The 26472-nt window shown below is 40.0% G+C and carries 19 protein-coding genes and 4 pseudogenes; 6 read left to right on the forward strand and 17 right to left on the reverse strand.

The window, feature by feature from the left end; genetic code table 11:
* Window positions 1-9: 9 nt before the first annotated feature.
* Both V3564_RS05985 and htpX read right to left on the reverse strand, forming a co-directional pair.
* Window positions 10-1377 carry an RsmB/NOP family class I SAM-dependent RNA methyltransferase gene (locus V3564_RS05985; RefSeq protein WP_455480667.1) on the reverse strand — a complete coding sequence of 456 codons (1368 nt, stop codon included), beginning with the start codon at window positions 1375-1377 and terminating at the stop codon, window positions 10-12.
* A 35-nt stretch (window positions 1378-1412) separates the two neighbouring features.
* Window positions 1413-2459, reverse strand: a complete 1047-nt coding sequence (gene htpX, locus V3564_RS05990) for a zinc metalloprotease HtpX (protein WP_455480668.1) — start codon at window positions 2457-2459, stop codon at window positions 1413-1415.
* Between the two features lie 84 nt (window positions 2460-2543).
* Here htpX and V3564_RS05995 point away from each other — a divergent pair, with 84 nt between their 5' ends.
* On the forward strand, window positions 2544-2759 hold the full coding sequence (locus tag V3564_RS05995) for a DUF1674 domain-containing protein (protein ID WP_455480669.1): 216 nt from the start codon (window positions 2544-2546) through the stop codon (window positions 2757-2759).
* A gap of 131 nt (window positions 2760-2890) precedes the next feature.
* Here the strand turns inward: V3564_RS05995 and rpsP are convergent, their stop codons facing one another.
* From rpsP to V3564_RS06015, 4 genes and pseudogenes are all read right to left on the reverse strand, one after another.
* The gene (rpsP, locus tag V3564_RS06000; protein ID WP_455480670.1) at window positions 2891-3256 is read right to left on the reverse strand and encodes a 30S ribosomal protein S16; all 366 of its coding nucleotides are present in this window, start codon (window positions 3254-3256) and stop codon (window positions 2891-2893) included.
* A gap of 10 nt (window positions 3257-3266) precedes the next feature.
* Window positions 3267-3604 (reverse strand): annotated as a pseudogene (locus V3564_RS06005) (chorismate mutase).
* A 20-nt stretch (window positions 3605-3624) separates the two neighbouring features.
* Window positions 3625-5190, reverse strand: coding sequence for a signal recognition particle protein (gene ffh / locus V3564_RS06010; protein ID WP_455480671.1), 1566 nt, complete (start codon window positions 5188-5190; stop codon window positions 3625-3627).
* A 216-nt stretch (window positions 5191-5406) separates the two neighbouring features.
* Complete coding sequence (locus V3564_RS06015; protein WP_455480672.1) at window positions 5407-6063, reverse strand: carbonic anhydrase; 657 nt, start codon at window positions 6061-6063, stop codon at window positions 5407-5409.
* A gap of 258 nt (window positions 6064-6321) precedes the next feature.
* Between V3564_RS06015 and V3564_RS06020 the strand changes: the two genes are divergently transcribed.
* A complete protein-coding gene (locus V3564_RS06020; protein ID WP_455481469.1) occupies window positions 6322-11010 on the forward strand; it encodes an NAD-glutamate dehydrogenase in 4689 nt (1562 codons plus the stop codon).
* A 17-nt stretch (window positions 11011-11027) separates the two neighbouring features.
* Here the strand turns inward: V3564_RS06020 and V3564_RS06025 are convergent.
* From V3564_RS06025 to V3564_RS06040, 4 genes and pseudogenes are all read right to left on the reverse strand, one after another.
* A pseudogene (locus V3564_RS06025) lies at window positions 11028-11452 on the reverse strand (DUF2125 domain-containing protein); the annotation flags it as partial.
* A gap of 42 nt (window positions 11453-11494) precedes the next feature.
* Window positions 11495-12247, reverse strand: a complete 753-nt coding sequence (locus tag V3564_RS06030) for a glutamine amidotransferase (protein ID WP_455480673.1) — start codon at window positions 12245-12247, stop codon at window positions 11495-11497.
* Window positions 12248-12321: 74 nt separating this feature from the next.
* Window positions 12322-13887, reverse strand: a complete 1566-nt coding sequence (locus V3564_RS06035; protein WP_455480674.1) for a heme biosynthesis HemY N-terminal domain-containing protein — start codon at window positions 13885-13887, stop codon at window positions 12322-12324.
* Window positions 13888-13898: 11 nt separating this feature from the next.
* Entirely contained in the window at window positions 13899-15071 is a 1173-nt protein-coding gene (locus tag V3564_RS06040; protein ID WP_455480675.1) for a COG4223 family protein, read from the reverse strand.
* 382 nt (window positions 15072-15453) lie between these two features.
* Here V3564_RS06040 and tsaD point away from each other — a divergent pair, with 382 nt between their 5' ends.
* Window positions 15454-16548 (forward strand): tRNA (adenosine(37)-N6)-threonylcarbamoyltransferase complex transferase subunit TsaD, encoded by a 1095-nt coding sequence (gene tsaD / locus V3564_RS06045; RefSeq protein WP_455480676.1) that lies wholly within the window; start codon window positions 15454-15456, stop codon window positions 16546-16548.
* A 460-nt stretch (window positions 16549-17008) separates the two neighbouring features.
* Window positions 17009-17443 carry an EVE domain-containing protein gene (locus V3564_RS06050; RefSeq protein WP_455480677.1) on the forward strand — a complete coding sequence of 145 codons (435 nt, stop codon included), beginning with the start codon at window positions 17009-17011 and terminating at the stop codon, window positions 17441-17443.
* Here the strand turns inward: V3564_RS06050 and V3564_RS06055 are convergent.
* Window positions 17435-17998 (reverse strand): L,D-transpeptidase family protein, encoded by a 564-nt coding sequence (locus V3564_RS06055; RefSeq protein ID WP_455480678.1) that lies wholly within the window; start codon window positions 17996-17998, stop codon window positions 17435-17437. The two genes, V3564_RS06050 and V3564_RS06055, sit on opposite strands and share 9 nt — an antisense overlap.
* Window positions 17999-18046: 48 nt before the next feature.
* On the opposite strand from V3564_RS06055, the pseudogene V3564_RS06060 reads away from it, so the two are divergent.
* Window positions 18047-18733, forward strand: a pseudogene (locus V3564_RS06060) (response regulator transcription factor).
* A gap of 43 nt (window positions 18734-18776) precedes the next feature.
* On the opposite strand, the gene V3564_RS06065 reads toward V3564_RS06060, so the two are convergent.
* From V3564_RS06065 to argH, 5 genes and pseudogenes are all read right to left on the reverse strand, one after another.
* Window positions 18777-19568, reverse strand: coding sequence for a class I SAM-dependent methyltransferase (locus V3564_RS06065; protein WP_455480679.1), 792 nt, complete (start codon window positions 19566-19568; stop codon window positions 18777-18779).
* Window positions 19569-19800: 232 nt separating this feature from the next.
* Window positions 19801-22209, reverse strand: coding sequence for a TIGR02302 family protein (locus V3564_RS06070; RefSeq protein WP_455480680.1), 2409 nt, complete (start codon window positions 22207-22209; stop codon window positions 19801-19803).
* 116 nt (window positions 22210-22325) lie between these two features.
* On the reverse strand, window positions 22326-23600 hold the full coding sequence (gene lysA, locus V3564_RS06075) for a diaminopimelate decarboxylase (protein ID WP_455480681.1): 1275 nt from the start codon (window positions 23598-23600) through the stop codon (window positions 22326-22328).
* Window positions 23601-23609: 9 nt separating this feature from the next.
* Entirely contained in the window at window positions 23610-23789 is a 180-nt protein-coding gene (gene lptM / locus V3564_RS06080; RefSeq protein WP_455480682.1) for an LPS translocon maturation chaperone LptM, read from the reverse strand.
* Window positions 23790-23882: 93 nt separating this feature from the next.
* Window positions 23883-25205: pseudogene (argH, locus tag V3564_RS06085) on the reverse strand (argininosuccinate lyase).
* Window positions 25206-25282: 77 nt separating this feature from the next.
* Here argH and V3564_RS06090 point away from each other — a divergent pair.
* Window positions 25283-25963 carry a TlpA family protein disulfide reductase gene (locus tag V3564_RS06090; protein WP_455480683.1) on the forward strand — a complete coding sequence of 227 codons (681 nt, stop codon included), beginning with the start codon at window positions 25283-25285 and terminating at the stop codon, window positions 25961-25963.
* A gap of 2 nt (window positions 25964-25965) precedes the next feature.
* Here the strand turns inward: V3564_RS06090 and V3564_RS06095 are convergent, their stop codons facing one another.
* Window positions 25966-26463, reverse strand: coding sequence for a YaiI/YqxD family protein (locus V3564_RS06095; protein WP_455480684.1), 498 nt, complete (start codon window positions 26461-26463; stop codon window positions 25966-25968).
* Window positions 26464-26472 lie beyond the last annotated feature (9 nt).

Here is a 26472-nt window from a genome sequence, read left to right on the forward strand (position 1 = left end):
AATCATTAATTAAGCCACTTTCCGGAAACGCGCTGCAAAAAAACCATCCATTCCCAAAAACACATTTCTTTCGGCGTTAAAATTTTCACAACAGAAATCTGCAGGCGTTGTACGCAAAGTCCCCTTAACAGAAAGCAAATGCGCCATAGCGCTCATTTCTTCTGTACAAATAGGCTCTAAAATAATATCACTGCGTGCTGATAAAATTTTTTCAATGAGATCTTCCCCTTCTTCTCTTGCCAATGAACAATTGGAAAAAATAATGCGTCCACCCTTCTTTACCAAAGCAATTGCCACGCAAAGTAAATCATATTGTAATGCTGCTAATTTGACGATATCGTCCATCGATTTCGTCCATAAAATATCCGGATGACGACGTATCGTTCCTGTAGAAGAACAAGGAGCATCAAGAAGAACAGCATCAAAAAGTTGTTCGGGATAAAAATTTCTCACATCCCCTTGCCAAGTGCGAACTGAAAAATGAAGCCGCTCCATATTTGCCTTTAAACGCTTTACCCTATTAGCAGACATATCAATTGCTGTCACATCAGCCCCTTGCAAAGCCAATTGTGCAGTTTTCCCCCCAGGACTCGCACAAAGATCAGCAACATTTTTGCCCTGAATATTCCCAAGTAAACAAGCAGGCAAAGCTGCAGCAAAATCTTGAACCCACCAAGCTCCTTCTGCATAGCCTGGTAAATCAGAAACGGAACAATCCAAGCGACTCAACCGAACAGAACCATTGGACAAAACGACACCCCCAAGCCGTTTAGCCCATCCAGAACTATCAGATTTAACTGTCAAATCGAGTGGAGGCTCAACACTTTGAACTGCTAAAATCTGTTCAGCCTTTTCTATTCCATAAGTTGACACTAAAAGCTGGCTGAACCATACCGGAATCCCTTCAATGCTGGGAGCTTTTTGACGTAAAAATACCGCATCACGTGCAACATTGCGTAAAAGAGCATTCACTACCCCCGAAAAACGACGCATACGGGAATCAAGTTTAGCCAAACGCACGGCTAAATCAATCGTAGCATGATCGGGAATATCAAGATAAAGAATTTGTGCTACACTGATATGCAAAAGATGTTGAAGTGAAAATGCTTGCGGAGGCAAAGGACACGTTAAAAAGCGTGATAAAGCAGCTGCAATCTGCTCCCGATGACGCAATGCTGCTGCCAAAATGGCTCGGCACAATGAACGATCCCGCTGTGAAAGCCCTAAATATTGTGGATGCCCATGTTCATTATCCGTTAAGCCCGAAAGAGACGCGCGCTTATTAAGCACCGCTCCTAAAAGACGAACACACAACTGCCGAACGCCTAATCCCGGAACACTCTTTTCGGACACACGCCCCACTTTTTTGTGTTTCAAAACAACACCTTTATGCCTTTTTTCCCTTAAGAGCTCTATGATCGAGACTTTTTTGAATCTTCATAACGAAGCCAGGAAGGGCGTTTTGTAACGCGCTGAACAGCACCAGTTTCTTGATTCCCTGCCACACTTTGAGCACTACGGTCTAGATCTCCATAATCTAGACCTCTGCTCTTTTCATGCAAACCACTCTCTTCATTCCATCCCATGCTTTTGACCATTTTTCCATTCATCTCTTCCGCTTGCCGACAAAGAGCAGCAATGCGATTTGCAGTCGCCGGATGCGTAGAAAAAAGGCTATCAGCTCCTTCACCACTCAAGGGATTGATAATAAACATATGTGCTGTTGCTGGATTATGCTCTGCTTCTTCATTGTACACCCTAGATCCACTATCTGCAATTTTACGCAACGCCGAAGCTAGCCATAAAGGGTTACCACATATTTCAGCCCCCCGACGATCAGCAGCATATTCACGCGTACGGCTAATAGCCATTTGCACAAGCATAGCCGCAAAAGGAGCCACAAGCAGAGCAATAATACCCCCAATTCCCCCCATACCATGAGAATGTTCTGAAGAATTACGCCTTCCCCCCATAAAAAAAGCGAAATTACCAAGCATAGAAATCGCCCCAGCAATCGTTGATGTTAGAGTCATCGTCAACGTATCACGGTGCTCAATATGTGCTAGCTCATGTGCCATAACTCCAGCAATTTCCTCTGTATTCAACTGCTTTAACAATCCGGTACTCGCAGCAACAGCTGCATTTTGAGGATTACGTCCCGTAGCAAAAGCATTTGGCTGCGCACTATCAATAACGTAAACTTTTGGTTGGGGAAGAGAAGCTTTTTGAGCGAGATTACTTACAATCTTATAATAAACCGGTGACGAATGCTGATCAACTTCACGCGCACCATATATGCGTAAAACGATTTTATCCGAATTCCAATAAGAAAAAAAATTAAAACCACTTGCCATCAAAAGTGCAATGATCATGCCACCGCCCCCTCCAACAAGATAACCAACCCCCATAAAAAGAGCAGTCATAAAAGCCAAAAGCATTGCCGTACGCATGATGTTCATTATTCAAAAAAACTCCATGATAAAATACAATCAATGTTATATGATGGGGTTCTCTTTCTGCTTCTTCAATGGAATAGGTGTAAAATGGATAAAAAAGATGAGAAAATAAGCAAAAAAAATGCAATTGCCAATAAACAGCAATCCCTCTCTCCTGCAGCACAACGCGCCTTAAACGAAGCTGAAGAAAGACGTAAACATGAAATAAATGAAGAAAAACCTTTAGAAAATGGTGGACGCGGCGGCAAAGACCCTTCACGTTACGGAGACTGGGAAATTAAAGGCCGCGCCATTGATTTCTAAAAGACAAACGTTAACTTTAAAAGAAATCAGATACCCTTTTAAAGAAAATCCATTTTATTTGTCAAAAACGGATGTAATGACTTTTCTCTATAGAAGCTTTTAAAAGCATAATTGACTCTTTTTAAGAGCAATCATGTTTCTTCTGATACTAAAGCGGCCGCTTCTTCAGCAGCTTGTTTTGCTGCAGCTATACGTTCTTGTGCCTTTTTGCCAGGTTCCCCTTTGCGTGGATTATTACGGGTTGGACGCTTTTTTAAGCCAGCCGCATCTAAAAACCGTAAAACGCGGTCTGTTGGCTGAGCACCTTGACTAAGCCAATATTGGATCCGTTCTTCGTCAAGTTTTACACGCGGTCCATCTTTAGGCAACATTGGATCCCATGCACCAACACGTTCAAGAAACCGTCCATCGCGCGGACTACGAACATCCGCAATAACAATATGATAGTAAGGACGTTTTTTTGAACCTCCACGGGACAAACGAATTTTTAATGCCATATTTTATCTCCTATTGCCAGTTCTGGCTTTCGTTTAAATTGATTTGCTTTATTTTTTCTCTTCAGCAATCACTTCATGCTGATGCACAACCTCTTTAATAACAAACCTCAAAAATCTTTCAGCAAAGTCAGGATCAAGATGACTATCTGTAGCCAATTGCCGCAACCGCGCTATTTGACGCTGCTCACGCAGAGGATCAACTGCAGGTAAGTCATAACGGGCTTTTAAATACCCAATTGCCTTTGTACAACGAAAACGCTCTGCCAAAATATGAACCAACGTTGCATCAAAATTATCAATCGATGCTCGTAAATGCATCAATTCATCCAATACTTTTTCCTGCACCATACTCTCTTCCTCTTTGCACCTTATTTTTTCTTGGAACGCTGAGGAAATTTTCCCTTATCCGCAATACCATTGGAAAGACCAGGAAATGTAAGTCCATGCCCTGGAAGACCAGGTAAAACCTTTCCTCCATTACCACTTTCAATCTGCTTTTGAAGTGTTGATAACTGCTTTGGATCAAACCCCGATAAATCGGGCAGAGCTCCAGAACCTCTAACAGCTCCCATACCACCAAGCCCCATCTTAGAACCACCCCCTCCAAACATTTTTTCCATCAAACCTCTTTTCCCCTTACCTCCTATAGCTTTTACCATATCAGCCATTTGCCGATGCATTTTCAAAAGCTTATTAATATCAGCAGCAGTTGTACCAGAGCCCTTAGCAATCCGCTGTTTACGGCTATGTTTCAAAAGCTCAGGATTAGCACGCTCTAGGGGCGTCATTGACGAAATAATAGCCAATTGACGATTAAATAAACGATCATCAAGCCCTGCAGCAGCAATCTGATCTTTTACCTTACCCAAACCCGGCAACATTCCCATGAGACCGCCCATACCCCCAAGCTTTTTCATCTTCTGTAATTGTTCTGCAAGATCATTCAGATCAAATTTTCCAGCCTGCATCTTTTTTGCAAAAGCCGCAGCTTTCTCATGATCCATCGTTTCAGCAGCTTTTTCAACCAAAGAAACAATATCGCCCATCCCGAGAATACGATCGGCAATGCGACGGGGATGAAACTCTTCCAAAGCATCTATTTTTTCACCGACTCCAATAGCTTTAATCGGCTTCCCCGTAACAGCACGCATTGAAAGAGCCGCACCACCGCGGCCGTCACTATCCATACGTGTTAAAATAATTCCTGTAATTCCCACACGCTCATCGAAAGAACGTGCAAGGTGAACAGCGTCTTGCCCAGTAAGACTATCAGCAACTAACATAATTTCATGAGGAAGAGAACAAGCTTTAATTTCAGCCAATTCAAGCATCAAAGCTTCATCAATATGGTTACGACCTGCCGTATCAAGAAGCAGCACGTCATAACCACCTAATTTGGCTGCCTGTACCGCACGTGACGCGATATCAACGGGAGACTGACCCGCAATAATAGGCAAACTTGCAAGTTCTGCCTGCTCTCCTAATTGACGTAGTTGTTCCTGTGCTGCAGGACGGCGTGTATCTAATGACGCCATGAGAACTTTTTTATTACTTTTGTCGGTTAAACGCTTTGCAAGCTTTGCTGTTGTCGTTGTTTTTCCGGAACCTTGCAAACCAATCATCATAATAACAACAGGTGCCGGTGCATTTAAATCACTCAGAACGCCTTCATTTCCAAGGACATTAACTAGCTCGTCATGAACAATTTTAACAACCATCTGGCCAGGTTTAATTGATTTAACAATTGCGGCTCCAACAGCTTTTTCACGAACCCTATCGGTAAAAGAACGCGCGACATTAAGTGCAACATCGGCTTCCAATAAAGCGCGACGAATTTCGCGCAGTGCCGCTTCTACATCCTGATTCGATAAAGCTCCACGCCCTGTCAAATGAGAAAGTATAGAGCCAAGCCGATCTTGTAAGGATTCAAACATTATCTACCTCATTGCTGCATAACAAACAAACCAAAATGGCATCCGAGAACGCATCGCGCCGTCGGATGTTGACCTCCGAGATCTCTTTATACCCTTACACTGGGGTCTCAGTCGGTGGCTCCAAGTTAATTTTGTCACTGAAAGCACATTCTTTCAAACAATAAAACCCCTACTTTGTCAAGGTTTATCATTCAATACCTTAAAAGATAGCAAACGTTACATTTTAAAACTCCCGACCTCAACACGCACAAAACAACCTGTTTCCTGTTCCATACTCCATAATTCACCGCTTGAAATATCAAACCAAACCCCGTGTAATGTCAGAACACCCCGATCTTTGCGTGCCTTTATCCACGGAAATGTCTCTAAATTCCTCAACGAATGACGAATAGAAAGTTGCTCTAATGCGATCTGCTGCTCTGGCACGGTCAGCGATTTATTGCCAACAACTGTTTCCGCATCTGATGTCAAGAGGCTGATCCATTGACCAATAAAATCATTTGACGATAAAGACTTACACGTTTCCCTAAGAACAGTATTCACCCCCCCACAATAAGCATGACCAAAAACAACGATATGCTTAACCTCAAGCAATTGCACGGCATATTCAATAGCTGCTGATGTTGCATGATATTGGTTATCAGGAGAAAAAGGGGGAACTAAATTTGCCACGTTGCGTAAAGTAAAAATTTCACCTGGCTTAGCATCAAAAATCGTTTCTGGTACTGCCCGCGAATCACAGCAAGCAATAACCAAAACTTCAGGTTTCTGTCCTTCAATTGCCAATTGCTGATAATGTGCAATTTTATATGAAAAATGATTTTTTATAAAGGATTGATAACCACTTAAAAGTCTTTCTGGCAAATGTGTCATTCTCTATTTACTTTCATTTTGTACATTTAAAGAACAGACCATTAACATCCAAAATTATTAAAAATATCCTTTTATTAACGCAAGCTATTTCCTTAGAATAAGCAAATTATTACTGCAAAATAGAAAAAACAAGTTTATCTCATCCAAATAAATAACTATTCTCTTTAGGGAGAAGGTGCTACACTGCAAATATTGCATATAATAATGGCTTGTGCCTATGAAGACAAAGAGCCTAAAAACAATAAAGGGAAGATTATTGTGTTACAACAAAAAGCACTAGAAATAAAAAGCAAAAAAGATGAAATAGAGCAAATTCTTTTTGTTCATACCGATAAAGAAGATATTGCCTGTTATGAAAATAAAGAACTTCAAAAAGCTGCAACCACCGCCATTGATGCTCTTAATCTCCATAAAACAGGAAAAAGCACCATCTGCTTTGAACAAAACTTGACCCGCGATAACAGGCCCATAACCGTTATTACGCTCGTCAACGATAACAAACCTTTCCTTCTTGATTCTGTTTTAAATGTCTTCAATCAGCACAAGAATCACATTTATTTAATTGCCCATCCCATCCTTGATTGTGCTTCCGGACAACGCATAAGCTTAGTACAAATTCATATTGAGCCATTAAACGAACAGCAGATACAAAAGCTCAAAGACGAACTCACCTTAGTTCTTGAACAGGTCAATGCCGCTGTGCAAAACTGGAAACCTATGCTTAAAGAAGTTGAAAAGCATATCCACACCTATCAAACCAGTCTCCCATCAAATTATAAACAAGAAGGTGAAAAAGCCATTGAGTTTCTCAATTGGTTAATGAGCGATAATTTCATCTTTCTTGGCATGCGTACTTATGATTTCATAAAAGACCAAGAGCCTACAAAAGCTTTTAGAGCTAGCGGTACTGAACTGGGTATTCTGACCGATGCCTCTATTCGTATTATTGGCGATGCACGCGTAGAAGAACCACCAAAAGAAATCTTATCCTTTATGGAAAGTGATAATCTGCTGATTGTGACAAAAGCTAATAGTCGCTCAAAAGTTCACCGTCCTGTTTGGCTCGATTATATTGGTCTTAAAATCTTTGATAAAGAAGGTTTGCTACGTGGAGAGTTACGCATTGTAGGGTTGTTTACCTCCTCAGCTTACACACGCTCTATTTTGCAAATCCCTTTCTTAAAAGAAAAAGCCAAAATCATTATTCAACGCCTTGGACACAATCGTACTGACTATTCTGGAAAAGCGCTCATCAGTGTTTTAGAAACCTATCCAAGAGACGAAATGTTTCGTTCCGACATTGATACATTGACAGAAAATGCAAAACTTATCATGCAATTAGACGAACGTCCACGTTTGCGAGTGCTTGCCCATACCGATTCTTTTGGGCGCTTTGTTTCTATACTTGTCTATGTACCCCGTGACCAATACAGCAGCAACATTCGCGAAAAAGTTGGTGAGTATTTTGTTGAACTCTATAAAGGTGATTTTTTTGAGTCCTATCCGCTGTTTTTGGAAAGTACCCTTACACGTGTCTATTATATCATCCATCGCAAAGGGAGCGAAAGTGCTCCTTTTATCGAGCGCACCACGCTTGAACAACATGTGCGTTTCATAGCACGAAGTTGGGAAGATAGTGTTCAAAGCATAGCTCTTACCCGCAAAACAACAGAGCAACAAACGCGTTTGGCCAGCCAATTCCCTAACAGCTATCGTGACTTATTTTCAACTGAAGACGCCATTGAAGATGCCGGGCATATTTTAAGTCTTAATGATAAAAAGCCGCTTTTCGTTACTTTTTATCACTCGCATAATAAAGAAAAACGAATAATTTCTCTCCGGCTCTTTCACCGCCATAAAGCACTAGCTCTTTCCAAACGTGTTCCGCTTCTTGAAAATATGGGGTTTCGAGTCATTGCTGAACAAACACTTGAATTACCAGATGGCAACGGACAGTCTGTGTATCTTCATGATATGCAACTCGAAAGCGCCTTCCAACTTTATATCGATTTCGATAAGACCGGTCAAAAGCACGCTGAAACATTTGAAGCCACTTGGGCTCAGAATGCTGACAATGATGCTTTTAATGCCTTAACCCAAACAGCACAACTTGATTGGCGTGAAATTGTCATTTTACGCTGTTATGGACGGTATCTCCAACAAGCTGGAATTCCTTATTCACAAGGGCGTGTTGCTCAAACTTTAAATTCTTATCCTGATATTACCAAAGATCTTTATGCTTTGTTTCATTTAAAATTCCATCAAAGCCATACGGAAAAAGAGAGAGAAAAAAACCAACAAATCATTCACCAACGCATTGAAGAAAAATTGCAAAAGGTGCTTGGTTTAGATGATGACCTCATCTTACGCCGTTATCGCAATCTCATCAATGCAACTTTACGAACCAATGCCTTTACCCCTCTTCAAGATGGTAGTCCACGGCGTATTTTAGCAACAAAATTAGATCCACGCCAAATTGAAGGTTTACCGGAACCACGTCCTTATCGAGAAATTTTTGTTTACGGACCAGAAGTTGAGGGCGTTCATTTACGCTTTGGTTCTATTGCCCGCGGTGGAATTCGTTGGTCTGACCGTGCATTGGATTATCGTACTGAAGTACTTGACCTCGTCAAAGCACAACAGGTCAAAAATGCAGTTATCGTTCCCGTCGGTGCAAAAGGTGGATTCTATCCTCATCGCCTCCCCCAAACCAATGACCGAGCCGTTGTGGTAGAAGCCGCACGACAAGCTTATACAGACTTTATCACAGCCTTGCTTTCCATTACTGATAATCTAGTAAATGAAAAAGTAAGCGCACCTGACAATATCATCCGCCATGATGGCGATGATCCTTATTTTGTTGTCGCTGCAGACAAAGGTACTGCAACCTTTTCTGACACTGCCAACGCAATCAGCCAAGAAAACCATTTTTGGCTCGATGATGCTTTTGCCTCTGGAGGCTCAGCAGGCTATGATCACAAAGCCATTGGGATTACAGCCAAAGGCGCGTGGGAAGCGGTTAAAAGACATTTTCGAGAATCGTTTAATCACGATATTCAAACAATCCCCTTCACCTGCGTCGGCGTTGGTGATATGTCTGGCGATGTTTTTGGTAATGGAATGTTACTCTCCAAACAAACAAAACTTATCGCTGCCTTTGATCACCGTGATATCTTTATCGACCCAGATCCAAACATAGCTGAAAGTTACGCAGAACGTATGCGCCTCTTTCAACTTCCTCGTTCAAGCTGGCAGGATTACGATCACACAAAATTATCAAAAGGCGGTGGTATTTTCTCGCGCACAGCGAAAACCATCACTCTCTCACCCGAAGCAGCACAAGCCATTGGCTTTGAAAAACAAACGGGAACACCCTTTGAAATTATCTCTGCTATTCTCAAAGCACCTGTTGATCTTTTATGGTTTGGCGGCATTGGCACTTATATCCGTGCAACAACAGAAACTGATGCACAAGTAGGAGATCGTGCGAATGATGCACTACGCATTACTGGTGAACAAGTTCGTGCAAAAGTTATTGGTGAAGGGGCTAATCTTGGCGTTACACAACGCGGTCGAATTGAATATGTCTTAAACGGTGGACGATGCAATACGGACGCCATTGATAACTCCGCAGGTGTTAATTGTTCAGATGTCGAGGTCAATATCAAAATTGTTCTCGCATCAGCACTTCATGCAAAAACACTTACCCGCGAAGCACGCAATGAACTCTTGAAAAAAATGACTCCACAGGTTGAACAATTAGTCCTGCGCAACAATTATTTGCAACCACTTGCTCTTTCCTTAGCTGAAAGCCAAAGCGTTGCTGATTTGCCTTATCAAATACGCTTTATGCATGATTTTGAACAGAAAAAACTTCTGGATCGTAGAGTTGAAATTCTTCCTGACGAACAAGTTTTGCGACAAAGAATAGCGCAAGGTCAAGGTCTTATACGTCCAGAGCTTGCCGTTATTTTGGCATATGCTAAATTAGTCCTGAAAGAAGAAATCGTTCACAGCCCCATTGTTGATGATCGCTATTTTGATTCAATCTTGTTGCACTATTTCCCAACTCAAATTCAAGAAAGATTTGAAAAAGAAGTTATTAACCATCAATTGCGTCGCAATATTATCGCAACCCTCATTGCCAACGAGGTTGTAAATCGTGGAGGGCCTATTTTTGTTAATCGACTACAAGATGCAACAGAACAAAAGGTTGAAAATATTGTTCGCGTTTTCATCACACTGTGCGATGGTTTTGAAATACCCAAATTGTCTGATCAGATTGATAAGCTCGATAATAAGATCCCCGGTCTTGTCCAAAACAAATTCTATGCAGCCATTACTACGATGCTTTTTGAGGCAGCCAATTGGGGTTTGCGTAATATGGATCTTTCTGTTCCATTAGAAGAACTTGTGAAAACAATGAAGCAAGCCCGTAATGTGATCGAAAAACTGCTTACACAATCTAATGATAAAGATATTAATCAAAAAATTAAAGAAAAAGAGGTACATTATAATGAAGAAGGGGCGCCAAAAGTTCTAGCAAAACAATTGGCTCTCTTAGAAGCTGCTCCAATAATTTGTGATATTTCTTTGATTGCAAAACAAACCGACAGCGATCTTATTAAAACCGCAGAGATCTATTTCTCACTTGCTCAAATCATTCGTATAAACCGTATTAATGAAGCAAGTCGAACAATTCCTGTACTTGATTATTATGATAGTATGGCCTTAAGCCAAGCAAAAGAAAATATTGCTGAAAGCTTACGGAAAATTGTTATGAAAGTGCTGAAAAATTATGGAGAAAAAAATGATCCATTTGCAGCTTGGAGTAAAACACAAGAAGATAAAATTCACAATGTAACAAATCGTATTGCTGCCCTCATTGAAAACGATCTCAATATTTCTCGCTTTACCTTTGCAGCAGGTATGATTGCACAACTTTAAAATACGGTCTTTCAGACTTAAAGTGGTGCAAGACGGCCAAGTTTTAAACACCCTAATTTTACCCACTCATGAATAATCAACAAGGGTAAAATAGGGTGGCTGTCTGCATTTTTAGGCATAACGCTCAAAATAAAAAACAAAGCTTGAAGATTTTTAGCTTGCTTGAAAAACAAGCCCTGCATAGTCGTAAGAAACCTCTTATGCTGAACAAAAACAAGTTCAAATATTCTTCATCATCAAAGGGAAAAGGCTCACTGACACGCAATATACTACCTGTATGAAAAATAAATTCGCCACGTTTTTAAACACCGCTTTTCCCATACAAATGCTGTTTCCAACTGTTTCCTCTATTTTCAAACAGATGAGATACATCATTAAAAGTTCATGTCAATTTTCCATTAACTTTTGGAAAATAAACAAAGTAAGGTATAAAAAACATAGATAACATTAAAACTTTTTTATCTCATGATGATGGTCAAAATTCTTAACTCTCACACGTGTGTAACGGGTACACAAAAATCTGTTGCAATGCATTTTCAAACCATTGTTTCAAAGCTTGATCATAAATTAAACGACCTTTCAAATGTGCAGAAGCGGGTTGAGCACCTTTTTCAGTCAATTTGTATGCTGAGTGAACCACTAAACGCCGCATCATAGCACGCGTGAATTCAGCATGAAATTGCAAGCCCCATGCACTATCTCCATAACGGAAAGCTTGTGTAGGATATGTCTGACCTGTTGCTAAAAGCACTGCCTCTTTAGGTAAATCATAAATACCTTCATCATGAAAATGGTAGACCATTTCTGGCCAATTCATCAATGCCTTTCCTTGCAAGGTCGCTTCCAATGGATACCAGCCAACTTCAACAGTTCCATCACTTCTTGTAGCAACACGCCCTCCCAGGTTTCGCGCTAACATTTGTGCTCCAAGACAAATACCCAAAAACGGCTTATTCTCTTTCAGTACCAAAGAAATCCAATCAATTTCCTCACGAATATACGCATCCTTATCATTCACGCTCATCGATCCCCCTAAAATGACAACACCAGTATAATGCGCCAATGTATCGGGAAGCTTCTGACCAAAAATAGGGCGATAAATATCAAGAACAAAACCACTTTGTTGCAAAAATTTTCCCAAATGACCAGTATATATAGATCGACGATGAATAACGACCGCAATTCTTGGTTTGCTATTTCTTTGCTTTTTGCCAAAACACCTTTGTATTAAAAACATTTTTTAACCAATCACATCTGCAACAAAATTAAGAGAATAATTTTTACGCACAATATTCACTACAACTCTCTTTTTTAAAACAAACGAAATTTTTTTTTCGACAAAGGTGCCTCCTCCTCTTCTGTTTTAACTCCTGGATCATCAACGTTTAAGCGGATTTGGTTGAATGCCTTGGCATCTTGTTCCTTTGTATCTTGTTTTTCCATCTGCGCATTATGCAAAAGAGAGTCCTCTACAGGAGGTAATTCTTCAAGCGCCTTATCTTCAACACCAGCACTTTTTCCCACAATATCTTCTTTATCTTGTTTTTTCGACACAGTAATATTGGCAGCCTCTAATGTGAGAGGAGAGCTGCTGGGAGGCGCTTTCCACTCAAAGCAACCCAAACGTCCACTTATTGGAGAAACCGCTGCCCAAGCAGGAAAAATGGTACCGTCACACATCCACACTGGATCGCGTTCGGCACGAAGTGCCAAAGAAAGCCATTGACGTACTGCTCCCTGATTATTCCCCTGTACCTCTTCAATATCTGCCAACAATAAATAGACACTCTCCCGTGGATGATAGTGAAGTGCTTTTTGAGCCTGTTCCCTTGCTAATACCGTTTCACCAGCATCCAAAGCAGCTTTAGCAATAAGAAAAGCTGATTCAAATGTGTCTTTATTATAAGAAGCAAGTGTTTTAGCCTTTTTCAATCGCCCAACGGCTCCTTCTTCTCTTTCAAGATAAAGCGCTCCTAAATCAGGATGAGGTTCTTTCTGCCAAGCTGCAATAATCATTTTATCAGCTTTACGCATTTCATTTAATTTATAAAGAACATCAGCAGCAATGACTGTTATTGGAACAAAATCAGGCGCCAATTTATGTGCTTTCAAAATGGCTGCACGTGCTTCTGCAGGATGTGTCTCAAACAAATGAAGAGCTTGCCCACTTAACAGCAAAGCCTGTATATGTTGGCGCTCTGCAGTTGAACGGACACCACGTGGTAAAGCTTTTTGCGCACGTTCAAAAATAGCAAGTGCTTTGTCCCACTGTCCGCTCCTACTGAGCTGTTCAAGCGCAGCTTGATGAGCCCACAAAAGTGTTGGTGATAAGGCCAACGCTTCTTCTGCGTATTGCTGCGCTGCTTCATAAGCTTTGCTCTTCATAGCTTCACGAAACAAACCGTAAAGCCCCGCCAATTTTGTTGGTGTTTCTTTTCTCATCTCTTCATAAAGACTAATGGCGCGGACTGAATCATTTTGCAAAGACAAAATTTGAGCTTGTAAGAGTTTCACCAACGGTTCATGTTGGTCTGCAAGATATTTTACAACTTGAGCCTCCATTTGTTGCGCCAAAACACCATCGCCCGCAAAAACTGCAAGAATCCCCTGTGAAAGGGCTTTATAAGCGCGCTTTTTATGACGTTTATAAAAATAATTAGAAAGAGTTCTAGGTATAGAAAAAATTACACACAAAAGCCACCATAAAAGCACCAGCGTTGCGAAAAATAAAATAAGCACGCTTAACACTGTGAGCAATGAAGCAGAAAACCTAAAGTTCAAAAATGTTAGGACAAAAACACCATTGTGATTAGCGAACCACCCGAAAACTAAACCGAGCGCACATACAACAAAAATATAAATCAAAACACGTATCATCTTGAGCCTATTTACATCTTTGTTGCCTTAAAAGATCCTTGTTGCACAGACATCAGCAACTGCTGCAGAAAATGATAGACAGCAATGTGTGTTTCAAGTTTATGCACAAAATGCACCGAAACATCTTTTGCACTTTGGGGCAATGTTTGCCATTCGCTTAAAGCTTTTTCGTAATCCCCCGCTTGAATAGCAACTTCCATCCGCGCCGCAATCGCTCCTAGCGTCATACCTTCAACATTTCCAATAGGCCGCGAAACAATGAGACCTTTTATCCATGCTAAAATCCGTTCAAAAAAACCAGCATCTGAGGTAACAATGTTTTGCGTCCCAACGATTGCATCTGCAATACGAGCAAAGTCAGCTGAAAGTTGCGCTGAACTTGGAAGACCTAAAGTGGCTGTCTTTTGCAACAAATCAAGTCCATCAATTGAAGGCGATAATTGCTGTAACAGCTTTAATTCATTGCTATAAGATCCACCACGCTCTACAGCGTTTTTCAGCGAACTGATTGCAGTAAATAGTGCAGTATTTATTTCTTTTTTCTCAGTATGTTTAGCAGAAATTTCTTCCTGCATAATTTCTAACCGTTGCTTTAATACAGAAAGGTCATTTGCATTGCTTTGTCCAACAGACAAAGCTGTTTCTATCTCTTTTGATACACCAACTAAAGCTTGCACAGCCTCTTCAAGATCCTTCACTTTTTCCTCTAGAGCTACAAAAGTTTTTCTGCTTTCCTTTTGCGATGTTTCATCATTTTGAGCTGTTTCAACCTGTTGTGATGAAAAAGAAGAAAACTCTGTTTTCAATGCATCAATTTCTTGAAGCACACGCTCTAATTGCTTCCCTGTTTTTTCACCTTGACTTTTTGCTGTCTCAGCAATCTGCAAAGCTTTTTCTCCTCCATCGTGATTGCCCACCAAAAAAGAAGAAAAAAAACCCGTCCATTGAAGCCCCATCAAAAGACCTAAGGTAATGAGACCACCAAAAATTCCTGAAATAGGCAAGAAAAGCCAAGTAAAGCCAGACATATTCTTCCTTGGTATGCTTTTCTTCTCCATTGTATCTGCTTCTACAAAGTTTTGCGTTATTTGCTCTGAATCCATAACTTCATGTTCAATCACTGGCTTTTTACGACGAATCTTCGCATAATGTTGCTTAGCTTTTGGTTTTGAAGAATCTGCCATCTTAGTCACTTTTGTGCACAATTTGCCTTTAAAGATAAAATAATGAAATGAAAAAAGTTTTAAAAATAAAGCTGTTCTGGAATATTATATCTTTTTTTACATTCTTTTCTAAAAAGTATAATTTCATCAAATTTCAATACGGGATCTTTATCAGAAATATTTATAATTATATACTTTAATAAACAAGCTTTTAAAAATACATAAGCATTTTATACTGAAAAACACAGCTTAATTTTTAGTTAATATCGCCGTTATATTCAGAGAAAGCGCTAAAATGCACTTTTTCATAGAAAAATCAACTCCAAGAGAAGTTTCTTTGTATCTTTACCTGTTCATGGTACTCACATAGATAAAGAATCTTCAATATAAGGTTTTGTTTGAAATGCGCCTGTTGGGAATAGAAACAAGTTGCGATGAAACTGCTGCTGCTGTTGTTGAATACAACAAGGAAGAAAACAGCCGAATTCTTTCCAATATTGTTTGGAGCCAAATCGATCATCATGCACCTTACGGTGGTGTTGTTCCTGAAATTGCTGCTCGTGCTCATGTTGAAATTCTCGATAGTTTGATTTCCAAAGCACTTACAGAAGCGAACACAAAATTAAGAGATATTGATGGCATTGCAGCCACCAGTGGTCCTGGTTTGATAGGAGGACTGTTGGTAGGCGTCATGAGTGCAAAAGCACTCTCTCTTGCCACTGGAAAACCTTTTATTGCCATAAATCATCTGGAAGGCCATGCTTTAACAGCCGTGCTAACACATAATGTCAATTTTCCTTATTTACTGTTGTTGGTTTCAGGCGGCCATACACAAACAATTCTTGTTCACGGACTAGGCAACTATCAGCGTTTAGGAACCACCATTGATGATGCATTAGGGGAAGCTTTTGATAAAACAGCAAAACTCTTAGGCCTTCCTTATCCTGGCGGCCCAGCACTTGAAAAAGCGGCTTTATTGGGCGATAAAAATCGGATCCCTCTTCCACGACCTTTAAAAGGTGAGAAACGATTAGATTTTTCTTTTTCTGGCCTCAAAACTGCCGTTCGGCAAGTGGCGACAGCCATGGCGCCTCTTACAGAAAGCGATGTTGCTGACATTGCAGCAAGTTTTCAAGAAGCAGTTACCGATACAGTGCGTGATCGCGTTGATTTAGCGTTGCAAAACTTTATCCACCAATATCCCTTATCTTATTATCAGGGATGTCGACCTCCTGCTTTAGTTGTCGCGGGTGGAGTTGCCGCCAACCAAGCTATTCGATCTACACTGCAACAACTTGCACATCAACATAGTTTTGAATTTATAGCTCCCCCTCTTTCTTTGTGTACTGATAACGCTGCAATGATTGCTTTTGCCGGTGCACAAAAGCTCGCACGGGGGGAAATAAGCTCCCTTGATATTGCTCCTCGCTCACGCTGGCCATTGGATGAAAAATCTACCCCCTTGATCGGGATGGGGCGCCGTGGAACAAAAGCATAAGAAAAATAGATTGACGCTTATGTTATCCACGAAGCACAATATGAACCCTTGTCATTTAACATTTTACCTGTTGCTCTTATCATTGTAGTATTTGAGCTTTTTGGAACCAATTTTCTTGCATCGTTTTTTTCAAATCAACGCGATTATATTGACTGACCTTTCTAGACCAAAGTCAAAAAAATGACTAAACTGCCCATGATGAACGGTTCCCTTTAAGCCTATTCTTCAATCCGCGCACACACCTTCCTCCGAGAAGAAAATGCAGGAAAGATATCTTCATGCACCCTATAAAAACAGGTAAAAAATATGGCTCATTTTTCTACCATAATTCGATTACTTCTAAAAAAGAAGAAACAAATCGATAACGTGCACTCTTTATCCCATTTTAAAAATTGTACTGGATGATGCTATAAAGATATAACTTGTGCAATACATCACAGCTCATAAAAAAGGAGATCTCATGGCTTATTGGCTTTTTAAATCTGAACCCCATAAATGGTCATGGGATATGCAAAAACAAAAAGGTTCTAATGGTGAACAGTGGGATGGTGTACGTAATTATCAGGCTCGTAATAATATGCGCGCCATGAAATATGGTGATAAAGGCTTTTTTTATCACTCAAATAAAGGATTAGAAATCGTAGGCATTGTAGAAGTATGTGCTGAAGCACATCATGATTCTACAACTCTTGATCCACGCTGGGAATGTGTGGATATCCGTGCACTCTGTGATATACCAACGCCTGTTTCATTAAAGCAGATCAAAGCAAATCCAAAATTGGGAAATATGGTGCTGGTCAACGCTAGTCGCTTATCAGTACAACCCGTGACAGAAGATGAATGGAGAGAAGTCTGTTTGATGGGCAACCTTAAAATAGAAATGCTTTCATCTTAAAACAATAATTTTTGTCCGTCGGTTAATGTGCGGCAAGAGACGCTCCATATCACGGCGGGCAAGCGCAATACATCCCTCTGTTGGCGCATAATTCTTTCGTGCTAAATGCATAAATATAGCACTCCCTCTTGCCATTTTTCGTTCTGTAATATTCCAATCCAAAACTAAAACAATTGCATAAAGCCCATCTTCACGATGCATTTTTTCAGCACGGTTGCTATAAGGAAGACACACCAAACGGTTATAATTGGCATCACCACTTGCATCACACCAACCATCTTGCACTCGAATGCGACGAAAAGACAAAGCAGAGCGTGGAAAGGAACAATAAGAATTACCGTGAAATCCTCCTAAACAGCGCATATGTGCTAAAGGCGTTGCGCCATCTCCTTCACGCTTAAAAGCAGAAATACCGCTCCGCCCTAGAGCACAAAGAAAATGATTCTGACCAACGCGCAAAATACCTCGCGCGCAATTACCTACTTGTTGACGAACGACCATAGAAGCGACAAAAGTTTGTTTTTTAGAAGCTTTCTTTTTTAATTTTCTTTGCATGAAATCTCATTTTTCATGAAACCACTCTCCACAAATCATAGCATCAGCATATTTTATAAAGAAAAAAATGAAACGCTATACCCTTTAATCGTTGCAGAAGATGATGATCTGTACCCTACTTTGCCAGAACAATTGCAAAATGTATAAAGAATTTGAAATATTCCAAGCGAAAATGGCTAAAGTAGGAATTACAATATCTAAGAAGAAAGTGTTAATCTAGCCATTTTTGATATTGAATTTTCTGAATTGATAGCCGCAAAGCCGTTCAAAAATTATACACTCAAGAGTTTTGTACTCCCATTACCATGATCACGAATCATGATACAGACTGCGATACCATTTTGGATCTTGAAGTAAGCGCCAATGTTTCTGTAACAAAACCTTCCACTTTGCAGCGCTATTGGCACGCATTCGCGCCCAATTGCACCAATATGAGCAAAATGACGATGCAGTTTGACGTCAATCCCTATACTTTTAAATTCGGATAAAAACTCTTTATTGATTAACAAAACACGCCTCACAGAAAAAGAGGCGACAATTCTTAAGTACCTCTGTTACACTAATGATAAAATTGTACCCCGTGAAATACTGCTAGAATAAATTTGGAATTATAATGAAAATAGTATCACCCATACATTAGAGACCTATCTCTACCGTTTACAGAAAAAAACAAAAAAGACCTCCAATACACAAATTCTCACTCCTGATCAAAGCAGCTATTGTTTAAACCCTTAAAGCCTCTTTGACATTGACTGATCCAAAAACAATTTTGATACCCTCAATCTTTTTCTGCAATAAAATGCGTCCGAGATGAAACAAAGCTCTCACAAATTTGTGGCGATAATGCAGGAATAAAAACACGCCGAGATTGACGACGCTGTACAAGCAAGCCTTGATAAACACGTTTCTGCGCCTGACACATTAAAAGTCCACCAAAACAAGGCAAAAGATGGCGTGCAAACGGCTCATAAAAAAATGAGAATAAGCGCGAAGCATAACCTGAAGAAGGTGCATAATATACAATTTCTTGCACTGGCCCAGAAATGAAATTTGTTTTTTCAAACAAACGAGCGATCTGTTGCCGACTATAAGGTTCACCGTAACCAAAAGGTGTGCAACCATTGCGTGCCCAAAAGCCAGAGCGATTAGGAACAATAACTATCAAGCTGCCATTGGGAGCTAAAACTCGCCATATTTCATTCAGGGTTTCACGTGAATTTTCTGTATATTCAAGTGCATGTACCAATAAAATACAATCGACCGAAGCATCGGGAAGCGGCAAATCTTCTTCAAAAACAAGTGCTGTAGCAACTTTCTCAGCACAAGGCCAAGGCGAAGCACCTTGAGCCGCAGGCATAAAAGCGAAACATTGTTGCGCACGTGTACGTAACGCAGAAAGGTAAGGAAGCGCATACCCAAACCCCATAACCCGTTTATCAGTAAGATCAGGCCACCATAAATTTAATTGGTCACACAGTGTCCCCTGCACGCGCACCCCAAGTGTAGAAATGTAAAAATCTTTCAGTGTGACTATATCCAACTCAACATACCGTGTAGAAAAAAACTTCAAACATCACAGGTTCTCATATACCCCACTTATATGGACTTTTACCTTTTCTCCGCAATGGGAAAAACTTTAATATTTCATATTTTAAACCCAAATGACGAAAAAGCCGTACAGAAAATTTTTATGATCACTCCTTTACAAGCACTTTGATCATGTTCTTTATCTTTGAACTTTGCGCCCTATTAAGGCTTCCAGCGCGTTTCTTTTGACATCAGTTAAAAGAAAAACACAGCGGTTAATTAAAATGAAGCAGCCTCTCAAGATAATTTTTTTCTGCTTCTGGAATATGTTCTTTACCAAGACGTGTGCGAATTTCTTCCAAAATCTGCCGTGCACGCATTTGATCACTTTCTTGTGGTATAATCGCACCTTCTTGATCCACTGTTGAAGAAAGTGGACGTCCTAATGGATCTTCAGAACCCGAAGCAGCATTCTGATTGTCTCCAGCTTCTTTAAGCATTGCACGCATTTTTTCTAAAACATTTTGCGCACCTTGCCGTAAAGATTCTAAAGCATCTGACTGATTTTGTATAGATATTTGATTGTTTCCGTGCTCAAGAGCATCTTCTGCAGAATTCATTTTCTCTTCTGCTTTTTTGAATGCGCTATTCGGTTCAAAACCTTGCGCTGACAATTCTTTTTCTAATATTGATAATTCAGACTGTAACTCCGCCTGGCGTTTTTTTAAAGATTTTCTTTTCTTTTCTGGTGCATTTTCTCCACGTTGTTGTTCCATTTCTAATTGATGTGTTTCATTGAGAACTTCTTGCTGACGACGCATCAAATCTCCAAGCTGATCCATTTTTTCTTTCATTTGTGCGGACTGGTTCTGCTCTCCACCTTGATTGCCTTTTTGAACTTGCAAATGATCAAGAGTCTGTTCAACTTCAGCTAAGAGCTGCTCAGCTGCTAAAGAGGAGCCCATCTTGGCCATTTCTTCAATTAAATTCAACTTTTTTTGTAATGAATCTTCTGAAAGATTGGGACGACTAATAAGATTGCTATCATCTTGTGCTTTTTCAGACAAAGCACGAATATACTCATCCATAGCTTGACGTAAATCTGCTATAAGCCGTTCAATTTCTACAGCTGGAGCACCATAACGAAGTGCATCACGTAAAGCAGCTTGTGCTTGTTTTAAATTTTTCTGAACAGATTCAGACTGATTGCCTTCAATACCCAAAGCAATTTGCCATAAATAATCGACCACACCATACAAATCATCCTCTGTTTCTGCCATAGAAAGCCTTGTCCATGCACTCTGTAGAACAAGAAAATGTGTGACATTTTGAAGCCCTTCTTCTGGACGCACAAGCAAAGCAGAAAGCATATCGAGCACATGCTCTTGCGCAGAAGCATCAAGAGCTAGTAAACGACGCAATTCACTCACTGCACGCGCAACAGGATTCGAAAAAACACGCTGTGGCAACGTCATGACAAAAGTTTTGCTACGGCCTTGCTGCCCCGCACCATCTTCTGCCAACAAAGTAATTTTGACTTCCGAGCCAGCCCATGGATGAGCTGATACATCTTGTACCGTCCGCATTTTACCCTTTCCACCACGTGGTAAAAGAAGCTTTATTTCAGGTGCCTTATAAAGAGAAGGAGTGCTCTTTTGCTGATTAAAAAAAGGCTCTATTTCAACGAAAGCCTTTGTCACTCCATAGTCATCATCCAACTCATACTGAAGTTCTAAGGAACCAGTCAAAATCCGCCCTGGTTTTTCCAACCAATGAATTGTCGGTACTTTATCTTTAATCATCTGCAAATGCCACTGGTGTTGCTTATGACGTGATGATACAAACAAATTTATTGAATGTTCTAAGTGTGTTTCAAACTGAACGATTGGATCATTCAAAGTTGTTTTTTCATTTTTCTTTGAAAACAAAACTTCGTGTGCATCCTCTTCGGATATTGCCGTTACTTTAATGCCGGAGCCATTAACAACGCGTACAACCACGTCACTCCCTTCAGGAACTTCCAGCTGTGTTTTCTCACTTTTTGTTAAATAAATAGGTGCAACACCAGTATAAGTAGGTGGTATTACCCAAGCATCAACCCGCATTGATGTTTCATCGACTATAGGACGTAAATCAAACGCATCTGCTAAACGCCCCCCTAAAGGACCAAAAGAAAAACTAAAAGCACACACAAAAAAGAGAATACATAAAGTTCTCAGAGCCAGAGGATCACAAACCGCACTATTAGGATAAGCAAACCCGGTTTTTAAATTGTATAATTGTTTTGCCATGCGACGTTGATGTTCACGCCAAACAACCGCACTGAAATCTTTATCATTTTCGGGGCATAAACGATCTGTTTGAACGCTTAAAGGCTGATTTTTAAGGCCGTTTACTCGTTCAAGACGCTGATTAACATCCCTAGTTGTGGGAAATCGAAAACCGACAAGAAAAAACAAACTCCCCACAGAAAAAAAAAGCATAAGCCCAAGTAAGAGCAAATGTGGCCAATAACCCAAAATGCCAAAAATACCCAACCAACTAAGCGAACAAAAAAGACTGAGAACTAGGAAAAACGGCAGCAACCGTACCCATATCCGCTCAAAAAAGAGGATAAACCACATAAAAATGCGTACATACAAAAGCTTTATTATTGCAAAACTTTTGATGTTTTCATTTCTCATAGACAAGCACTTGTCCCCTTTTATAGTAATGAGTTGAAATCATAGAACCCATACAAGACAATCTCCAGAAAATAAATTGTTTCATCAAAGTTTAGTAAAAATAAGACCAAAAACACTTAAGAACGCTCAATCCAGTCTGGAACATGATCATTCCCTATCAATTGCTCATAATCAAGACGTGGACGAATGACCGCATAACGTGTATCCTGAACAAGAACTTCTGGTATCAAAAGTCGGCTATTATAGGTGTTCGCCATCACTGCACCGTAAGCACCTGCCCCCGTAATCGCCAAGAGATCACCTGGTGCCAAGATTGGCACACAGCGATCTAATGCTAAATAATCGCCTGTTTCACAAACTGAACCAACAATATCTACCCGAATGAGCGATGCATCTGCTGGTGCTTGTTTTACAAGTACCACATTCTGCCAAGCATCATAAAGCGTTGGGCGTATAAAATCATTCATCGCTGCATCAACAATCACAAAATTCCGCCCTTCTCCCTTTTTTAAATAGAGAACAGATGTCACCAATACACCAGCTTCGCCAACAATGCTACGCCCTGGTTCCACGATAATATTGATCCCTAAAGGTGCAATATGCTTCTTTACGAGCGCTGCATAATCAAAAATAGAGGATACAGCATGTTCTTCATAACCGTATGCAATACCAAGCCCACCACCAATATCTATATGCGTTATCGTATAACCATCATTCCATAACTGACGCACAAAATCTGCGATGATAAGGAATGCTTCCTCAAACGGTTTTAAATCACAAATCTGACTACCAATATGCATATCGATACCGCAAACATGCAGCCCAGGTAAACAAGCGGCTTTTTTATAAGCCTCTCTTGCGAACAACAATGGAATACCGAATTTATTTTCAGACTTTCCGGTTGTAATCTTCTTATGAGTCTTTGCATCAACATCTGGATTAATGCGCAGTGAAACACGTGCTGTTTTTGAAAGTGCAACAGCACGTTGCGACAATTGTTCAAGTTCTGGCTCTGATTCAACATTAAAACAATAAATATCTTGAGCAAGGGCAAAATCTATCTCTCTCACTGTTTTACCAACACCAGAATAAACAATACGATGCGCAGGAATACCAACAGCAAGCGCGCGCCGCAACTCACCCTCTGAAACAACATCAGCTCCTGATCCATTTGCTGCTAAAAGCTGTAAAACTGCTTGATTGGAATTGGCTTTGACCGCATAAGCAATCAAGCTGGGTATCCCTTGAAATGCATTTTGATAGTCTTTAAAACGTGTAATCAATGCATTAGCTGAATAGCAATAAAAAGGTGTTCCCACATCCTGCGCAAGAGTAGAAAGCGAAAAGCCTTCAGCGTGGAGTATGCCTTTATAATAGGGAAAAAAATGCATACTTTCTTCCTACTGTATCAAACGATCAAGAACAAAAGATTTATCTTCTTTACTTTTGGAAACAGATGTCTTTTGCTCAGGCTTTTCCAAACTTGAAGAAGGCATCTCCAATGGCCCTTTACGCCCACACCCAACGATAACAACACATCCCAAAAGGACAATTGTTAAATTCTTTAAAATGATTTTCATATGCCCTTCTCTCTCTTATCGATGTTTTTTTCATTTTTTGGATTTACAATCAAGCTATTCAGACAGTTACAAGGCGTTTTTTCAATAGGCAATTTAATAAAGTACTTCTAAAAGCGCCGTGTCACAAAAGCTTTTACGGCTTTTAACTGACTTTTCAACTGTCAAAAAATCAAAAAGTGCCGCATTGATATCTAGACATATCGTTTAAAGCTCAACAAATAACAAATTATTTAAACCACACTATTTTTTCTTTTTCTGCCAAGCTACAGCACACTCCGTAATATGGTGTGCTTCACAAAAAGGAGGCTTTAATTCACGCACATGCTAATTGGCAAAATCAGTTGCAGTTGCATAACCAGAATCAGCTATTTGTTTCATAGCTTCTTTATTGACTTCAAGATCACCAATAATCCCTGTCATTGCTACCAGCGATAATTCTAAACAAAAGCCTCATCAAACACATATTCTTTATCTTCCTGCATCTCTTTTGAATAAGCAAGGAAATCCCCTTTCATCACTGTTAACAACCCAATCAAGGCATCATCCATTTGCTCTATTTTGGCATGTATAAGTTCCACAGCATTGGAATTTCTCTCTTACAGCATCATGGACAAACTGGTGAGAAAAGCGCTCGATAAACGAATAAAATGAAATTATTCATCTGAAACAAGAACAATTTCTTCGGCTAAATGCGAAAAACGCCTTACATAAGAAGTACCAGCGCTTAAAAATTCCAACACAAAATCACAATCAGAAACACTATCAATCGAATTACATGTCGGTTCTCGAAAACCTCATGATTCTGCTGTCATAAAACAACCAATCGGAAAGCTTTCTCCTGCCAAAGCTACGACCTCTAAAGGCAATTCATGCATTCGCTCAACCACATTACACATCCGTAATAAATCTCGACCAAACATTTCAATAGAAGCCATCATATAATAACCAAATGTTACAAGCTGTACCAATTGTAAATGCGTAAAGCTAGAGCATAAAAGTATCGACACACGTTGTTCTGCTCGAGCAAGCAATGTGCTTTATCAACAAAGCTTGCGCCATTCTCTGCAAGGTCTGATACATCCACAAACGAAAATTAACGGCAACTTTATCATCGTGTGAACGCACTGCACCATATGCAAACATCCGACCACAGGGAAAATCAATTTACTCAGCCACACTTCAATACTCATATGAATATCTTCAAGCTTTCGTGAAAAAATAAATGTACCGCCTCAATTTTTTAATGAATAAGTTTAAACAATGAATAATTTTTTCATAATCTGATTGTAAAATGACCTTTATTTGCGCTACCATATTTGCACAAGAAAGTGAGCCTTCAATATCTTGCCAATAAGGTTTCTGATCAAAATCAATTGAAGCGTTAATTTCTTCCATAATTGCAAAAAGTCCTGCTATAAACTAACCACCCCATATTTGATTGTTAAACTTCTTATTCATCATACCCACAAAGCCCTATTAAAAGGACAAAAATTATGATTTCTCAAACTCTTATCAGTAAAAAAACACAGCTTTTCATCACATCTTTTATTGCTTTGAGTTTATACGCAATAATAAGTCAACATAACAAAAAAGAGTCCCTCTTTTCTAATTTTATTTCAGTGGCAACAGCACAAGAAAGAAATGCCGGCAAAACACAAGAAGAAAAAATGGCAGCAATAAGAAAAGCAGCTAAAGGCTTTTTTACCCACATGCGATTCGCCGATACTCCCTATGATATGACCAAACTTTCTTTTAAGGATATTGAAGGTAAAGACCATACACTTGCTGAATTTACTGGAAAACCAATGCTTATCAATTTGTGGGCCACTTGGTGTATAGCGTGCCGCACAGAAATTCCAGAATTTGGGCAGTTAAAACGTGAAATGGGTGGAGAAAACTTCGATGTCATGGCTATTAATATCGATGCCACTGCTTCTCCTGAAAAAATTCAGAAACTTTTACATGATGCTCATGCCGATAATCTAGACTACTACCGCGATAAAACAATGAATATTTTCAACAACCTTAGAAAACAAGGACTCGCTGTAGGATTGCCTATCACATTTTTGATCGATAAAAATGGCCATCTCATTGCTTCATTCAATGGTTCGGCTCCATGGGCCAATGATGATGCCAAAGCACTCATAAAAGCTGTTATTAAAGAAACACAATAGGCCTAATAACCACGTCTTTTTAAACGCTGTATAGCTAAATTCAGTGCCGACAAAAAAATAGAACGGTCTTTGCGACAAAAAGGACGTGGACCTCCTGTCATATTGCCTTGTCTTCGCAAATCTTCCATAAGGTTGCGCATCGCTAAAGCTTGACCAATTGAACCTGTATCAAAAACGCGTCCTGTCGGTGAAAGACACCCTCCTCCAGCCTGTACAACACGTGCCGCTAAAAGTATATCACTTGTGATAACGATACTAGCCTCATATACATGCTCTACAATCCAATTATCTGCGCAATCAGGCCCTTCAGCGACAACAACCATTTCAAGAAGCACTTCATCCGGAAGAACCAAAAAACGATTTGCCACAATAAACGTTTTTATCTGATAACGGCTCATAACACGATAAATTTCAGGCTTTACAGGACAAGCATCAGCATCAACCAACAAAGTGATGACAGGTTTTGTTCGTGCATCCGTATCTTTACTTTCACTCAACATGCAAATTCT

It is taken from the genome of Bartonella sp. B12(2025), assembly GCF_053795135.1.

Bases quoted from the DNA above. Each gene is read 5' to 3' on its own strand.
- V3564_RS06070 (WP_455480680.1), bottom strand. From the start codon at position 22,209: ATGAGAAATGAAAACATCAAAAGTTTTGCAATAATAAAGCTTTTGTAT.
- rpsP (WP_455480670.1), bottom strand. From the start codon at position 3,256: ATGGCATTAAAAATTCGTTTGTCCCGTGGAGGTTCAAAAAAACGTCCT.
- V3564_RS06055 (WP_455480678.1), bottom strand. From the start codon at position 17,998: ATGCAAAGAAAATTAAAAAAGAAAGCTTCTAAAAAACAAACTTTTGTC.
- lptM (WP_455480682.1), bottom strand. From the start codon at position 23,789: ATGAAAATCATTTTAAAGAATTTAACAATTGTCCTTTTGGGATGTGTT.
- V3564_RS06030 (WP_455480673.1), bottom strand. From the start codon at position 12,247: ATGTTTTTAATACAAAGGTGTTTTGGCAAAAAGCAAAGAAATAGCAAA.
- V3564_RS06035 (WP_455480674.1), bottom strand. From the start codon at position 13,887: ATGATACGTGTTTTGATTTATATTTTTGTTGTATGTGCGCTCGGTTTA.
- V3564_RS06095 (WP_455480684.1), bottom strand. From the start codon at position 26,463: ATGTTGAGTGAAAGTAAAGATACGGATGCACGAACAAAACCTGTCATC.
- htpX (WP_455480668.1), bottom strand. From the start codon at position 2,459: ATGAACATCATGCGTACGGCAATGCTTTTGGCTTTTATGACTGCTCTT.
- V3564_RS06090 (WP_455480683.1), top strand. From the start codon at position 25,283: ATGATTTCTCAAACTCTTATCAGTAAAAAAACACAGCTTTTCATCACA.
- lysA (WP_455480681.1), bottom strand. From the start codon at position 23,600: ATGCATTTTTTTCCCTATTATAAAGGCATACTCCACGCTGAAGGCTTT.
- V3564_RS06040 (WP_455480675.1), bottom strand. From the start codon at position 15,071: ATGGCAGATTCTTCAAAACCAAAAGCTAAGCAACATTATGCGAAGATT.
- tsaD (WP_455480676.1), top strand. From the start codon at position 15,454: ATGCGCCTGTTGGGAATAGAAACAAGTTGCGATGAAACTGCTGCTGCT.
- ffh (WP_455480671.1), bottom strand. From the start codon at position 5,190: ATGTTTGAATCCTTACAAGATCGGCTTGGCTCTATACTTTCTCATTTG.
- V3564_RS06015 (WP_455480672.1), bottom strand. From the start codon at position 6,063: ATGACACATTTGCCAGAAAGACTTTTAAGTGGTTATCAATCCTTTATA.
- V3564_RS05995 (WP_455480669.1), top strand. From the start codon at position 2,544: ATGGATAAAAAAGATGAGAAAATAAGCAAAAAAAATGCAATTGCCAAT.
- V3564_RS06050 (WP_455480677.1), top strand. From the start codon at position 17,009: ATGGCTTATTGGCTTTTTAAATCTGAACCCCATAAATGGTCATGGGAT.